Genomic DNA, 16,057 nt, shown 5'->3' with positions numbered 1-16,057 from the left:
AACGCACCTCATTATGAATCGTGTGTTGATGGTGGTTTGGGGACGTCCGGCTCGGACACATGCAGCATAACACGCAAAGTCGAAGCCGATGCGGCAATGGACTTCGCTGTATTGTTTCCATGCAAAAAGCTTAGTCTGGCATATTTTCCGTAGTGTGGGAGCTTGCGCGATACGGCGGCAAGGTCTTGGGGAGAAATTGTCGGAGACAGGGTCAGTATCGCAATTGGGTGAGGAAATGCAGTGACGTTTTTGTTTACGATGAATGTGGCGTCCTGTTCTGCATTGAGTTTTGTCGACCCGGATTCCGGGAACACATTTTGGGGTAAACCAATTTGATTCGATTGTGGGGAACCAAAAAAGAGGATGGCCGCGCCTTCAATATCTTTTGCGGTCACATCGTGTTCCTTGAGGATGACGGCGTTGGGGTGGCCAAGTCCGGCAGCAAGATTGGTCGCGGCGATACGATCCGAATCGGGACGATGGGAAGCAAGAATGACGACGAAACGATCGGCCGCTTTGAGCGTATTGACAGAAGCGCCGAGCTCGTGAGGTGAGAGCACACGAAATACTTCGGCATTGGGATCGATTTCAAGCGTTTGCGGGGGAGATGTCGTCGTGATGTGGAGGTGTGCACGACTCTTTTGCATATCAAGCACGCCCTGAACCGAAGAAGCGGATGTTGTCACGGTATAAGGAAGTCGCAATGCATAGACCTGTCCCGTTTGCACGATGTCGGTTTCAATCTCCCACGTTGTTCCCTTTGATGTGATTTGAGGAGGATCGATGCGAAGTTGTGGGCCTCCGGAGCGATTTAACCACTGGTCAAAAAATATCGTCGCTTCAGATTGTGGGAGGGTGCCGGATGAGACAAAGGCCGCTTCGATATCGGCCCACGTTGTCGGACGGTGAAGCCGATCCCTGTAAAGCTGGGCTAATGTCGCATAAAACACGTCATGTCCCACGCGGTCTCGCAGCATGTGAAAGACGAACATGGCTTTGCCGTATCCAATGGCCCGACTGGCTGGCGATGTGCGGGATATAAAACGGGACAAGGGGAGGTCGGTATGGGCAGCGAGTTCCGTAAAGTCGCGTAATACCGTGAGTCGGTAATCGGTGGCAGCTTCGGAGGATTGCTCTTCCGCGGCGAGATAATCGGAAACATACGTCGTCAAACCTTCACACCAATTTCCTTGGCGCGTATCTACCAGAACGCCATTTCCCCACCAACTATGGGCAATTTCATGACGAAGACTGGTGTACGGGATAAACGGCAGACGTAACACTGCAGAACCGAGCAAGGTGAATGAGGGGAAACCATATCCCGTCGGGAGAATATTTTCCACAATCCCGTATTGTCCGAAGGCGTACGGTCCGAAGAGTGCGTTGTAAAATGCGAGATGTTGTTGTGCTGCCTTGAGATATCGTGGGGCCAACCCTGCATTTTTCTCCAGAAAGAACGTCTGAACGGGAACAGGGACTACGTCTTGTCGTTGTGTTGTAAACGGGCCAACAACCAGCGCCATGGGCTCCTGCTGTGGAGACACATGCCACGTCGTGTGATTGCGCTCCTCATGATGAGATACCCCGTGGAATACGCCGGATGTTACAGCAATAAGTGGCACTGGTGTATCAATGGTGACGACAAACTGATTATCATCGTTTTCGACAAGAGGATGCCATTGTTGCGAAGGAGGAATGAACACGGCATTCGGCAGGGCATATGGCTTCGCGTATATTCCCGGATTGTCGATACCCTGGGGGATAATGGTTTTCGCAGAAGGGAGATGTACGTCATATTGCAGGCGGATGCGGCCCCCTTCCGGGCCGGGATCGATTATACGGTCTTTGGGATTCCCTATCCAGTGTGGCCTTCCTGCACGCGGGGTCATGGTGAAATTGTCGATATCGGCGGACAAAAGAAGATGAACAGGTGACCCGGCCGGTACGTGGATATCGTCTTGGATGGAAACATATCCTTTTTCCGGCATAACAATCACGTGAAGATCGTGTTCAACGTATTGAGCATGTGCGCATAGTGGCGATAGTCCACACAGGAGCATGCCCAGGCAAAGAAGAGATTTCATCATATCGCGGTTGGTAGCGCCAATTTGTCAAGGACGCAAGGCAGGAGAAAGACGACGTGAGCAGGCGCTTGATGCCTGCATGAATGACCGTATTGCCATGTGCGAAGAACATTTCAATCGGGCCGAATTGCCTCGGCCCGATTCTCTTTATTCCGGGAAAAGCGGAATAACGACAACTGTTGGGGTAACTTCAGCTGGACACCCTTTATTATCGGTGGGGGTTCCACTTGGTGTATCGGCACATTCATCCCATACATTGGGAACGCCGTCATTGTCCGCGTCGGAGAAGTCGTAGGAGGGGACGGTTTCGTCAGTATAACTAGTCACCCATGAAGCCAGGACGGAAATTTTGGTCCAGATTCCAGGGAGGTCGGGTTGGGCGCATCCTTCTCCCCAGCTTGTGACTCCTGCCAGAACATATTCGGAGTTATCTGCTGTCGGGACAAGAAGCGGTCCCCCCGAATCTCCGGAACAGGCGTCTTTGCCTCCTGCACTGTATCCAGCCGGAAGCATTGTATCGGTCAAAGTGTATCCGTAAGTGGCATAGGAGGCTTTCGCGGTTTCGAAATCATAGATGGGCAGGTTAACCTGGCGCAGTTCGTCGGGGTAAATGTATCCGCCGCTATTGGTCGCACCCCATCCCACCGCCGTGGATATGGTACCGACGGTTGTCAGGTTATCCGGATCATTTTGCGCGACGAGTTTGACCGGCGTATACACCGACGTTGGAGCGGCTGTACTGAGTTCCAACAGCGCAATGTCATTGTTTGCGGTGTCATTATCGTAATTGGGATGCGGAATAACGCGTTTGACACTGAATTTTTGTCCGTTCGAGTCACTCAGCAGGTGCTTTCCCAGGTACACGTCTATTGCGTTGGGAAGAGAGACGGCTCCCCAGCTGGAAACGACACAGTGCGCCGCTGTTACGACCCACGTTGCCGCAATAAGCGAACCACCACAGTGGAAACCATTTTCTGGTGTTTCACCATTTTCGACGAGAACAGCCATGAACGGCCAGTCGCTCGGGTCGGTTTCGATGCCGCCGATAATGCGAGCCGTCGCCTGTGTCAGCGGCGCGGGCGAGACGTCTGCGCGGGCTGTGGTCGTTAAGAACATTACCAGGAGCGTGAAGCCAGCAATGTAGAAAACAGCGCGAAAAAATCGCATATACCCTCCCTGTTTGTGATGGCCTTTCTTCTCTATAAGTCTTGAACATGGAAGGGTAAAGAAAGGACTTGGATCTTTCTTTCGTGACAAAGGGAGTTATGCCTTTCATAGATGTGAGGGGAAGCTTGATGAATATTGTTCACAAGGCGGATACGGAGTTTTCCCTGTACGTTTTATTGTCCACTGCGCGGGAATACTCTGTGGGTCTCCTCACAAGAGTTTACAGACGTATTATTTCTCCTGACCAACTGTTTTGGTTTTTGGGTACATGATATACTCATCGTCAGCAGTACATCCCAGCCGTATTAGGAGGATATTCTTGCACACGGTTTCGGCCAAGTTCTTTGGCTTTGTATAATCCTCGGTCAGCCATATCGATAAGTTTATCCAGAACGTTACCGTCCCACTGGGGATCGAATTGGGCAGCGCCGATGCTGATGGTGATTTTGAGGCCGGCATTGATGATTTTTCCATCCGGGTCACGGATGATAAAATTATATGTTTCAACTTTGCGCCTGATGAGTTCCGCAATATCACAGGCCTCAAGGAGATCCGTATCGGGCATGAGGAGAGTGAATTCTTCTCCTCCATAGCGAGCTGCAAATGTTGTTTTGTGGTCCTGGTCGGCCAAGTCTTTACAAATTGTTTGAATAACCTTCGCGACGGTTGTTAAAGCCTGGTCGCCGATGAGATGCCCATACGTATCGTTGAATTTTTTGAAGTGATCGATATCCATCATCAAAAGGGAGAGTGGACGATCGGATTCACGTGCTGTTTGCAACGCCGACTCTAAACGTTCGTCAAATGCACGTCGGTTGTCGAGTTTGGTCAGGCCGTCTGTTTTGCTAATTTTATCAAGCTGTTCGGCGTCTTCTGCCATCGCTCGAAAGAGATCTTGAAATCCTTGCTTGATGTCGCCAATGGCCTCTTCAATGCTCTCGGCCGTTTCGATTTTATGCACAGTCCGGTCTTTGAGCTCGGAGACATCATTTCGGCGGCGAAAAAGAATTTTCTGAAATCGTTCTATAAGTTCCGTTGTTTCTCGGACAGCATTGAGAAGTTTTTCATTCCATGGCTCATTGAAAATCAGTTCTTTTTCCATGACAATGCTATGAAATCGTTCCTCCGAAAAATCTCGCTTTTTCAAAACATCCACAACAAGATTTTGAATTTTACTTTTTTGAGAATCCGTTAGAAAATCATAATCCTTTATACTTCGCATATATAAAATGAGAGCCCTCCACTTCGCTTCACGCGGAACACCGAGCTTGCTCAATGTGTTGCAAAGGACTTCCGAACACATTGACTTGTCGGAGGAAATGTCTTTCGGGGGGGAGGGGTGTTTCTTCATAGCGATCACTTGCTCGAATGAGAAGGGGAAGATGGTTTCGGGGACTGTAATGATGTTCTTTCGGGAAGCAACATCAATGTGTTACATTCTAGATCGTTCAATAGTGTATGGTCCTTCTTTGATACAAAAAAAACAGAAAACCCCGTAAAAATCAATACGAAAAAGCAGAGGCCACGGGGATTCAAAGGGAATGGTGCGACCAATATGAGCATTATACCATGTTTGGGGAGGTGTATAAACATTGGTTTTTTCTTTGATCTGCCTTGACCTTTGGCAACAATCTCAACATAGATGAAAAGAAAGCAGGAGAGAGGGTCTGCCCGCTGCTAAGCTCCTATGCAAGTCCCGTCAACAAGAACCCGAGACCCCGTGCTACATAAAGGCGAAGCCATGGAAAAACCCATCGAAAAAAGTCTGCTGTTGACCATTTCAGATGACCATACCGCGTCGAGCAATCTGCGCTTCATTGATCATTTTTTCGGAAGTCCGTGTGAATTTCATTTTACCTTGTTTTATGTCGCCCCGCGCTCCTCTGTATCGGGGTATGACCCTCTTGATCCAGGAGCCGCAACACTTCTCGAGCTGGATAAACGAAAAAGATCCAAAGGGCATGAATACCTCGAAATCGCTCGTTCCTGGCTTGCATCTCATATGTGCGACCCCAGCCGTGTGAAAAAGAAACTTATTCACACGAGCATGGGACCTGTCCCGGAAATCATCCACGAAGGGCATCAAGGCATGTATGATGCCGTTGTCCTCGGTCGACGTGGGCTCGGGTGGTTTACCGAGCTGGTGGAAGACAGTGTTTCTCATCAAATTTTATGGCGTCAGATTGATTTTCCCATTTGGATTTGTCGGGAACATGAATTTTCAGCACGAAAGAATGTGTTGCTATGTCTAGGAGACGCTGGACCAAGTATTCGTATGGCCGACCATGTCGGATTCATGCTTTCGGGAATGGATCGCCATCGCGTCACCTTGTTTCATGTTGATAATGGTAAAATGTCACCGGATGAAGCCGAGCGGGTTTTCGAAGAAGCTCGGGGGGCACTCCTCTCGAATCATATCGACGAAAGTTTGATCGACCGCAAAGTGGTGAAAGCCAAATCGGCAGCAGACACAATCCTTAAAGAGTCCGTCGACAATGATTATGCCGTCGTGGCCGTTGGCCGACAGGCCGGCGCACCGTCAGCTATGGATAAGCTTTTCCCCGGGTCGGTCAGCACCAGTTTGTTACGGAAAATCACTCGAAGTGCCCTCTGGGTAAGCAAGTAGTGCGGAGCAAAGTACATGAATGATTTTCGGTATCTCGATAACGTTTCTACGCTTGTCCTTGATCCTGCAGCCTGTGTGGGCTGTGGGATGTGTGAAATCGTCTGCCCACATGGTGTCTTACGTGTTGAAGACAGAATGGCCGTGATTGTGGACCATGACGCTTGCATGGAATGCGGAGCCTGCGCTTTGAACTGCCCCACACACGCTCTGACCGTCACCCCGGGCGTGGGGTGCGCCTCGTATCTCATTCAGACGTGGTTCAAAAAGGATAATTCCAAAGGGACGGCCTGTTGCTGAAAAGAGAGATTCTACAGGTGATAGGTGCAAGAACGCTTTTGAAAAAAATTTTACTCCGGATAAATTTCTTTCTAACGATTTCGTTGGCTTGGAAGAACGACGTATACGATACGGGAAGGGGGACCCCCCCTTTCCGTACAGCCATGAGCACAATCAATTTACCGAGTGATTTAAGAACCGTCCGTTAACTCTCTTCGTCTAACTCTTCAATGTACCCACACCCTTTTTCCGGGCAGGCGATGTGTTCCCCGCGGGCTTTTGTGGTCTTTTTGGTCAGGATAGGGAAATCGCATTGCGGGCACGCTCTGGCGATAGGCCAATTCCATGTCGCGTAATCGCAGTTGGGGTAGTTGTCACACGCATAGAAGACTTTGCCGCGGCGTGAGCTTTTTTCGACAAGCTGGCCGTCACACCCTTCACGGGGACAAGGGACACCGGTGGAAAACGACTTGGTGTATTTGCAATCGGGGTATCCGGTGCAAGCGATAAACCGTGAGCCGGTCCGTGCTTTTTTGAGGACAAGGTCTTTACCGCATTCCGGACAGACGCCCACCGGTTTGAGTTCTTCCGGCTCGCGTTTGATCGGTGTGATGTTGCCGGTTTCGTCGCGAGTGAAGTCCATGGTGTTCTTACAGTCGGGATAGCCCGAGCAAGCGAGGAATTCACCATTTCGACCGAATTTGATGACCATGGGTTTGCCGCACTGGTCGCACGTCAGCCCGGTTTCCATACCGGCCTTGACCGCGGCCATTTCGGTAGCCGCCTTTTCAAGGGTCGGATTGAATTCGCCTGTGAAGTCGGCCAAAAGTTTTTGCCAGTCAATGGAGCCGTCAGCCACTTTGTCCAAGGCTTCTTCCATGCCTGCGGTAAAGCCGACGTCCATGATTTGCGTAAAATGGTCGGAAAGCAAATCTGAGACTGTAAAACCAAGTTCGCTGGGCGCGAAGTGTTTTTCTTCGAGCTTGGCGTAGTCGCGATCAAGCAGGGTGGAGATGATGGCAGCGTACGTCGACGGGCGGCCAATCCCTTTTTCTTCGAGTTCGCGCACAAGGGAAGCTTCGGTATAGCGTGGTGGCGGCTGGGTAAATTTCTGCTCTTTCTTCATCTCCAACAGCGCGAGCGTTTCACCCTTTTGCAACTCGGGTAACACCTTGGCTTGCTGCCCCGTGTCCATACCGTACACTTTGAGAAATCCGGGGAAAATAAGGCGTTCACCTTTGGCACGCCATTTTGTGGCGGCGGCTTCAGCGGTGACGGTTGTGTCCCAAAACCGTGCCTGAGCCATTTGTGAGGCCACAAAACGTTCCCAGATGAGCTTGTAAAGCCGAAAGAGATCTCCGGAGAGGGTGGAATGAATACTGTCCGGTGTGATGCTCACATCAATGGGCCGAATGGCTTCGTGGGCGTCCTGAGCACTTCCTTTGGATTTGAAAAAGCGGGTTTTTTCCGGGTAGTAGTCGGCGCCTAATGTGGAGATGATAAAGTCTTTGGCCTGTTCCTGTGCTTCAGCAGCCACACGCACCGAGTCGGTACGCATATAGGTGATCAGCGCTGTTGTTCCGCGCTCGCCGAGATCGACCCCTTCATAGAGCCGCTGCGCCGCGCCCATGGTGCGTTTGGCTGAATATCCAAGCCGCTGGTTCGCAGCTTGCTGGAGCGTGGAAGTAATAAATGGCGGAGGCGGCGTTTTTTTTCGCTCTTTTTCCGCAATGTCGGCAACAACGAACGGTTGACCTTCAAGGCGTTCTTCCAGCGCCTTGGCATCATCGGCGGAGCCGATGACAGGTTTCTTGTCGTCGACCTTCCATAAATCGATCCAGAATTCCGGCTTGACTGCACCTTCAACTAAGGCTTTGAATAACCAGTATTCTTCAGGAACAAATGCACGCCGTTCTTTTTCTCGTTCAACAACCAAGCGTAACGCGACCGATTGCACTCGGCCGGCCGAAATCCCTCGCTTTACTTTTTTCCAGAGAAGCGGGGAGACCTTGTACCCCACAAGTCGGTCGAGAATTCGACGAGCCTGTTGTGACAAAAACAGTTTCTCGTTGATTTCTCTGGGGTGTTCCAAAGCTTCCTTAACGGCACGCTTGGTGATTTCGTTGAACTGGATGCGTTGAATATTGGAGTTGGCCGTCTTGATGAGTTCGGCAACATGCCAGGCAATCGCTTCGCCTTCACGGTCCGGGTCAGGAGCGAGGTAGACCGTGGCCGCTTGCTTTGCAGCTTGGCGCAGCTTGGTAACGATTTTTTGTTTGCCTTGGATGACGCCGTATTCAGGCTCGAAGCCTTTCTCCTCATCGACACCGAGTTTTTTTGTCGGCAAATCGCGCACGTGACCGACCGAAGCTTCCACAGCATAATCTTTGCCGAGAAACTTTTTGATGGTCTTCACCTTGGCTGGCGATTCCACAATGATAAGTCCGCTGTTCATGGCTTGAAGGCTATATACATTGGATGGCAGCTTGGCAAGCTTATGCCGGGCTTGTCGCACGAATGTCGGAACAGACAAAACCGATTATGCTTTTTCTTTACAGTGTTACGGGCTTCCTCCATAGTCCGCCCATGAAACGTCAGACCAAAGCCTATGTGCACGGCCTGGCTGCCGTGGGATTGTGGTCCACGGTCGCCTCGGCGTTCAAAGTGTCACTTTCGCATCTCGATCCGGTGCAGCTTGTCTTGTATGCCTCGATCTTTTCAACTCTTTCGTTGGCCGTGGTACTCGGGGTTACCGGGAAATTGCGGTCGGCGTTTGCCGTTGGTTTGCCAGAATTGCGGCGTTCAGTGGTGTTGGGTCTCATCAATCCCTGCTTGTATTATTTAATATTGTTTGCCGCTTATGATCGGTTGCCTGCACAGGAAGCTCAACCGTTGAATTATACATGGGCGATCACGCTGGCAATCATGTCGGTACTGTTCCTTGGGCAGAAGTGGCGCCTGTCCGATATGGCGGCGACTGCCATAAGTTATCTTGGCGTGGTTATCATCGCGACACGAGGAGACGTCACCGGCCTCCATTTTTCTAATCCATGGGGCGTCTTTTTCGCGTTGATCAGCACAATATTATGGGCAGGGTATTGGATTGCAGCGACTCGTGATGATCGTGATCCCGTTGTTGGGCTTTTTCTCAATTTTTTGATGAGCTTACCTTTTTCTGGACTTATTTGTTTGTTGTGGTCTTCTCCTGTGGTGACGTCGTGGAGTGGGGTACTGAGTGCGGCCTATGTCGGGTTTTTCGAAATGGGATTGACATTCGTGCTGTGGGGAAGCGCATTGAAACTTTCTGAAAGTGCAGCAAAAGTAGGAAATCTCATCTTTATTTCTCCCTTTTTATCCCTCGTCTTTATTCACTTCATCGTCGGTGAGACTATTGCGTGGTCCACGCTGATCGGGCTGGTTTGTATTATGGTAGGGTTGGCTGTGCAGCATCTCGGTCATCATCGAGCCTGAAAACTTTTCCATTTTTTTAAGACATGATATAAATTGCACCATGATGCGATATTTCATAGCCGTTCTGTGGTGCCTTATCTGCACTCCACTTTGGGCTGGCTCCTATCCCGTGATTGACGGCCCGTGTCATTTGGTTTTTCCTGATGATCATCAAAGTCATGACCTTCATCGAACGGAATGGTGGTATGTTACGGCCAACCTCCATGATCCATCAGGGAATCGGTATGGTGTACAGCTCACCATTTTTCGCCGTCGGCTTCATCCGGTTTCGGACGACATTGCTTCAGTCTCGGCATGGCGCACTCCTCAACTCTATATTGTTCATGCGGCTGTCACCGATGTCGAACATAACCGTCATGACCATGCCGAAGATATGGTCCGTGCCGGACCGGGATTGGCAGGGAGCACGCGTGAAGGGGATGATGTTGTCATCTCCATGAAACGCAATCGCATTCGATTTACTATATCTGGACTTGTTGTGCATGCTGAGACAGGAGGCATCGCTTTTACGCTTGATCTTGCAGCCAAAAAGCCGATTATTCTTCATGGAGATAAAGGATACTCACAAAAGGGACCGGCGCGAGATAGCGCGAGTTGTTATTCTTCGTACACGCGACTCATGGCGTCCGGTCATGTGATGCGTGATGGAAAAATCATATCAGTATCCGGAACGGCCTGGATGGATCATGAATATTCATCCAAAATCCTTGATAAAGGTATTGCAGGCTGGGATTGGTTTAGTCTGCAGCTCAGTACGGGCGACGAAATTATGCTCTTTGTCATGCGTCCTGATGACGTCTCAACGCTTCCGTTTGTCAGCGCCACATGGGTGGCGGCAACGGGAGAAATACGTCTCATTCCACGTGAAGCCATGTCTTTGGATATCGCTGAAACATGGACAAGTCCGGAAACCGGAACCATCTATCCATCTCAATGGTTTTTTACGTTGCAGCCTTTACAATTGAGTGTGGAGATCTCGCCGATTCTTGCAAATCAGGAAATGGTGACCGCTGAAAGAACGGGCGTGATCTATTACGAAGGGGCAGTGGATGTCGTAGGAACGGCAAAAGGCGCATTGATTCAAGGCGTAGGATATGTTGAGATGACAGGGTATGCCGGAGGCCTTGACGGGCGTATGTAGTACCAAGAATGTGGAGTAATCATGGCCGACATCGAAACACACGAACGAGAAGGGCTGCTTGCCGAAATCGCATTTCTTCGCCGTGAAAACGACCGTCTGCGTCAGCGTGTCGAGCCATGGACAAAGCAAGGTTGTTTCGAAAGATTGATGCAGGTGTGTCCTATTGCGTTGATTCTTATCGATTGTCATGGATTGATTGTCTTTGCCAATGAACGCGCAGAGTTACTTTTGGGAATTCAACGCAGTGAAATTGAAAACTCTTCATATGCTGGGCTGGATTGGCAGATAACCGATACCGATGGAAATCCCATTCTCGAAGACGATTTGCCGTTTTCCCTCGTCAAAACGACAGGTTCTCCCGTCTTTGGATACCTTCATGCTGCTGTACGTGCCGATGGTCGACGCATATCTGTATCCGTTGATGCGACGCCGTTGTTTAATGCACAAAGGACGTTTGACGGTATGATGATGTCGATTTTCGACATTACCGAACTGACTGAACATAGACGTCTTCTTAAGGAGAGTGAATCACGATTTCGGCAGATATTTGAGTCTATACATGATGCCCTGGCTATTTACGAAGCTGTCGATGATGGTGATGACTTTATTTTCAAGTATATTAATCCTGCCGGTGAGCGTTTCGGCAACATTTCACATCAGGAAGTCATGGGAAAGCGTGTTCGAGAACTCTTTCCCTCTGTTGAACGGTTCGGATTGATTGACGTGTTTCGTCAGGTTTGGCGAACGGGAAAATCACAACGCCACCCAATATCTTTGTATCAAGATGAACGTATTACACGGTGGACGGAGAATGAGGTTTTTCGTTTACCTTCGGACGAAATCGTTACCATCTTCAAGGATATGAGTCAGGAGAAGCGAGCAGAAGAGCGTCTTCGAGAAAGTGAATCACAGTACCGCACTCTGGCAGAGAACTTTCCTAATGGCGTGGTGATGCTCTTTGACACCGACTTGAAATTTTCTGTTATTCATGGCCGAAAACTTGATGAGCTTGGTTTACGTTGTGGCAGTGTAGTTGGCCATTCCGTTTTCGATATTTTTTCATTTGATAAGATCAGTGAATTGGCCTCTGCAATGCAAGATGTCTTTGTCGGGAAAGATAGTGTGATAAACATTTCGTGTGGAAAGCAGACATACAAAGTGTGGGCACTGCCTATTACAGGACAAAACGATAATATTATCTCTGGCCTTCTTATGATGCAAGATATGACGGACCATGTTGCTGCCCAAAATGCATTGGCACATTATTCCGACAAACTTGAAAGTCAGGTTCTTGAGCGGACGAAGGCTTTGCACCTCGTAAACACGCAGTTACGTGAAGAGATTGATGAACTGCAAAAAAACGAAGCGACTTTACGGTTGGCGAAAAATGCGGCTGAAGCAGCGAATCGGGCCAAAAGCGAATTTCTGGCCAATATGAGCCATGAAATACGCACGCCGTTAAATGGCATATTGGGGTTGACAGATATTCTCGATATGACGAGCCTGAATGATGAGCAAGCAGCTCATTTGAAGAATTTACGGGCTTCGGCCGTTTCACTTCTTGATCTCATTAACGATATTCTCGATTTTTCCAAGATTGAATCCCAGAAATTTGAGCTTCATGCGATTGATTTCAAATTGCATGATGTCATTCAGATGATTATGAACAGTCTCGGAGTGCTGGCTGCACAGAAAAAAATTGATCTTGTCTGGAAGGTTGATTCATCTATTCCTGAGACCCTTTGGGGAGACCCGGTTCGCATACGCCAAGTGCTTATTAATTTAATTGGAAATGCTGTAAAATTTACTTCTCAAGGAGAAATCTCTGTTGAGATAGAAAATCGAACACCTCCAAATACGGCATCAAAAAATGAGATTGATCTCGTTTTTCATGTGCAGGATACAGGCATCGGTATTCAACCAGAGGATCTGGAACGCATCTTTATTTCGTTCACTCAGGCTGAAGGTGCATACAATCGGAATTTTGGCGGTTCGGGCTTGGGCCTGAGTATTTCTCGCCATATTGCTCGTCTTATGGGCGGTGATATTTTCGTACAAAGTGAACCGGGGAAGGGCTCTACGTTTTCTTTTAAGGTTCGTCTTCATATTCCCCAAGAAAAAGTTCATGAACCGACAACGATTGAACACACAAAAGATGAAGGAATACGGCCATTGCGACTTTTAGTAGTGGATGACAACAAAATTAACCGGCTTGTTGCCACGCGTCTGCTGGAGAAATCCGGACATCAGGTCAAGTCCGTCGGAAGCGGCAATGATGCCTTGGAGATATTAAAAAGCGACACCTTTGATGCCGTTTTTATGGACGTGCAAATGCCGGGGATGGACGGGATTGAAACAACTCGGCAAATTCGTGAACATCCAGATATGGTTCGAGTTCGGACGATTCCAATTGTTGCGATGACGGCCCATGCTATAAAAGGAGATCGGGAACGATTTTTCGAAGCCGGCATGAATGGGTATGTAGCCAAGCCCGTAACACGGAATGATCTTACTATGGCTTTGGGTCGTCTTAACCTCTAATAATTACAACACATTGTTATTGTTTTAATATATTCTATGTGTTGAAGAGATTGTTGTCATGCCGAGTGTTTCGCACTGTGTTGTAACTCCTGAGGAAGCTGGACAGAAATTGTTTCAGTATTTGTCCAGACGATTGGGAAAAGATGTGCCGAAATCGCTTCTCATGCGTCTTGTACGTACAGGGCAGGTGCGTGTAGATGGCCGTCGGGCAAAACCGTTTGATCGACTTCGTGTCGGACAAACGGTGCGGATTCCTCCTGTTCGTTTGGATGAGCCAGAGAAACCCAACGACGAAACACAAGCGTGCGACGAGCGTCTTTTTCTGCCCATTCTCTATCAATCCAATGGTGTTTTGGCCATTAACAAACCTGCCGGTTTACCCGTGCAACCGGGAACGGGCTGGACGGATTGTGTTGCGGCCCGGCTGGCGGTGATGTTTCCCGAAGCCCCCTTTCAGCCAACACCGGCGCACCGGCTTGATCGCGATACCTCGGGAGTATTGTTGGCGGGGACAAGCTATGAAGGCCTCCGACGATTACAGGAGATGTTTCGTTTCGGAGGGATCGGTAAGGATTATCTTGCTGTGGCTAAAGGGCGGGTCGACGCTCCTGCGCACTTGGTCGATGCGCTTGGCAAGGCTGGTCCGGTTGGTCGAGAACGCGTTGTCGTTGGTGCGGGCAAACGGGCAGAGGCTGAACTCATGCCCCTTCGACCAGGAAAAAATTTTAGCCTTGTTCTGGTTCGTCTGCTGACGGGCCGTACACACCAAATCCGGGTACAACTTGCATCACGAGGCCATCCACTCCTTGGTGATATGAAATATGGAGGTGGTGGAGGGCCATTACATCTTCATGCTTGGCGAATCACTCTTCCTGAAGTCACAGTATCTGTGCTTCCTGACTGGGAAGGCGATATGGCTGTCTCCGAAGACGATCTGACTCCTTTCTGATTCCTACCGAATGGTTGGGGGCTTCTCGGCCTTCTTCATAATTTACATACTGTCTTGAGATCATGCAGTTGAAATGTGTGGTGTTTGGGTGTTGATCTGCTCCCCCAAGACTTCAGCGAGTGCGAGCTTGATGGAATACCGATCAAGGGGTTTCTTTATATACCCGTTCATTCCGGCATCAAGAAAGCGCTGCTTGTCTCCTGGCATATTATACGCTGTGACGGCAATAATGGGGATATTGGGGTCGAATGCTCCGCTTGTATTGTTGCGGATGCGTTGGGCTGCTGTCAGTCCATCCAGACGAGGAAGTTGGATATCGAGCATAATCATGTCGAAAGGCCGTTTTTTCAGTGCGGCGAGCAGTTCGATGCCGTCTCGTACTGGATACACTTCATGCCCCAGGTCACGTAAAAGGCAGCTCAAAAATTCAAGGTTGAGCGGATTGTCTTCGGCCACCAGCAGTGACAGCGGTTGGGACGTACGCAACATTCTCGCAGGGATTGTAAAAGGGAGTGCAAAGGATATGGCCGTACCAGCTCCTGGTTCGCTTTGTATATCTACCGTTCCCCCCATTTGTTCAATCAGATCATGACATACGGCGAGCCCGAGGCCGGCCCCACAGCGTCCTTTGCGTAAATGGTCTTCCGCAATAGTGAAACAGGAAAAAACATCGTGCAGCTTGTCTGCGGCGATGCCGATACCTGTGTCGCGAACTTCAAAATGAATGTGGACCTTGTCCTGTTTGAAGGATTGCGGAGCACAATGGACGCGTAGTTCTATCGTCCCTGAATCCGTGAACCGGACAGCATTGGAAAAAAATTCAAGCAGAACCTGTTTGATTCGTTCGCAATCTCCAACGACGGTCGCCGGGATATTCTCGGCGATATCAAGCAGAGTGACGATGCCTTTCGCTGCAGCGCGTTGATTGAGAAATGAACCAAGTGCCTGGAGAACCGGGGGAAGGTCAAACGCCTGACTTCTGATGACGAGTCGTCCCGAGCCAATATCTGACAAATCGAGCAGATCGTTTATTGACTCAAGAAGATGTTGTCCCGAAGACTTGATGTATTCAAGGTATTCTTGACATTGTGGGTGGTCATTGGATTCAAGCAGGAGATCACTAAAACCGAGAATGCTGTTGAGAGGTGTTCTCAATTCATGGCTCATATTAGCCAAAATGAGCGCTTTCGTGCTTTCAGCTTCTTCGGCATCTTGTTCGGCTTTGAGAGTTCGAGCATCAAGGATGAGGTGCGCTTGTTCAAGGTGGGCTGTTTTCGTTTCCAAGTCGCGAATGCGTGCGTGGAGCGCTGCGGTGCGATCGAATGCTGCACAAAGACGTTCGATAACGTTTTCTACACTCGTTTTGTCCAAAGTGCTCAGTGTAACGAAATCAACAGCCTGAATATGCATTGCGAGGAAAAGATCTTCGGTGGATACTTCCTCGCCGAAAAGAGCAAGGGGCAGGCCGAAATTCGTGCTATGGATACTTGCCGCCACATTCGGTAAATCTTTCATGTTTTTGTCGAGAAGAATTCCCTGCGGTATTGTATCGGAAGATACGCACAACTGTGCGAGCATGCGATCAAGATCTTGGAATATCGTGAGGCTATGGCCCGCCAGGTTGAAGGCTTGTGACAGCATTTTTTGCGGTCGCATGTCTTCTGTAAGGAGAAAAAAAGAGAAACAAAAACTCGACATAGGCGATCCTTGCGCGACGAAACCGTTCGTGGACTGTGTGCCAGCCTCTTTGTACAACTCATCTTCGCAATCTTTGTCAATGAAAACACTTTTTGTCAAAAAAC

The 16,057-nt window shown here is 49.4% G+C and carries 11 protein-coding genes; 6 read left to right on the top strand and 5 right to left on the bottom strand.

Annotation, left to right across the window (positions count from 1 at the left end):
• Window positions 1–11: 11 nt before the first annotated feature.
• The 3 genes from G451_RS31640 to G451_RS0124885 form a co-directional block, all read right to left on the bottom strand.
• Window positions 12–1,988, bottom strand: coding sequence for a M1 family metallopeptidase (locus G451_RS31640; RefSeq protein WP_169727939.1), 1,977 nt, complete (start codon window positions 1,986–1,988; stop codon window positions 12–14).
• Window positions 1,989–2,231: 243 nt separating this feature from the next.
• Window positions 2,232–3,251 (bottom strand): S1 family serine peptidase, encoded by a 1,020-nt coding sequence (locus G451_RS31635; RefSeq protein ID WP_027186356.1) that lies wholly within the window; start codon window positions 3,249–3,251, stop codon window positions 2,232–2,234.
• Window positions 3,252–3,534: 283 nt separating this feature from the next.
• Window positions 3,535–4,602: a GGDEF domain-containing protein gene (locus tag G451_RS0124885; RefSeq protein WP_027186355.1), complete on the bottom strand. Its 1,068-nt coding sequence runs from the start codon at window positions 4,600–4,602 to the stop codon at window positions 3,535–3,537.
• 390 nt (window positions 4,603–4,992) lie between these two features.
• Between G451_RS0124885 and G451_RS0124880 the strand changes: the two genes are divergently transcribed.
• Window positions 4,993–5,877, top strand: coding sequence for a universal stress protein (locus tag G451_RS0124880; protein ID WP_051261888.1), 885 nt, complete (start codon window positions 4,993–4,995; stop codon window positions 5,875–5,877).
• A gap of 15 nt (window positions 5,878–5,892) precedes the next feature.
• Entirely contained in the window at window positions 5,893–6,174 is a 282-nt protein-coding gene (hgcB, locus tag G451_RS0124875; protein ID WP_027186353.1) for a mercury methylation ferredoxin HgcB, read from the top strand.
• A 184-nt stretch (window positions 6,175–6,358) separates the two neighbouring features.
• Here the strand turns inward: hgcB and topA are convergent, their stop codons facing one another.
• Window positions 6,359–8,608: a type I DNA topoisomerase gene (gene topA, locus G451_RS0124870; RefSeq protein ID WP_027186352.1), complete on the bottom strand. Its 2,250-nt coding sequence runs from the start codon at window positions 8,606–8,608 to the stop codon at window positions 6,359–6,361.
• A 23-nt stretch (window positions 8,609–8,631) separates the two neighbouring features.
• Between topA and G451_RS0124865 the strand changes: the two genes are divergently transcribed.
• The 4 genes from G451_RS0124865 to G451_RS0124850 are packed head-to-tail and all read left to right on the top strand — an operon-like array spanning window position 8,632 to window position 14,255.
• A complete protein-coding gene (locus tag G451_RS0124865) occupies window positions 8,632–9,624 on the top strand; it encodes a DMT family transporter (protein ID WP_342663776.1) in 993 nt (330 codons plus the stop codon).
• A gap of 40 nt (window positions 9,625–9,664) precedes the next feature.
• The gene (locus G451_RS31630) at window positions 9,665–10,765 is read left to right on the top strand and encodes a lipocalin-like domain-containing protein (RefSeq protein WP_051261887.1); all 1,101 of its coding nucleotides are present in this window, start codon (window positions 9,665–9,667) and stop codon (window positions 10,763–10,765) included.
• Between the two features lie 21 nt (window positions 10,766–10,786).
• Window positions 10,787–13,306, top strand: a complete 2,520-nt coding sequence (locus G451_RS33360) for an ATP-binding protein (protein WP_051261886.1) — start codon at window positions 10,787–10,789, stop codon at window positions 13,304–13,306.
• Between the two features lie 58 nt (window positions 13,307–13,364).
• On the top strand, window positions 13,365–14,255 hold the full coding sequence (locus G451_RS0124850) for an RluA family pseudouridine synthase (RefSeq protein ID WP_027186350.1): 891 nt from the start codon (window positions 13,365–13,367) through the stop codon (window positions 14,253–14,255).
• A gap of 60 nt (window positions 14,256–14,315) precedes the next feature.
• Here the strand turns inward: G451_RS0124850 and G451_RS31620 are convergent, their stop codons facing one another.
• Window positions 14,316–15,953 (bottom strand): response regulator, encoded by a 1,638-nt coding sequence (locus G451_RS31620; protein ID WP_051261885.1) that lies wholly within the window; start codon window positions 15,951–15,953, stop codon window positions 14,316–14,318.
• Between the last annotated feature and the right edge of the window lie 104 nt (window positions 15,954–16,057).

The organism is Desulfovibrio inopinatus DSM 10711, from assembly GCF_000429305.1.
Lineage (GTDB): Bacteria > Desulfobacterota > Desulfovibrionia > Desulfovibrionales > Desulfovibrionaceae > Alteridesulfovibrio > Alteridesulfovibrio inopinatus.
The sequence above is the reverse complement of the archived record's forward strand: the minus strand, read 5'-3'. Positions and strand labels throughout refer to the sequence as shown.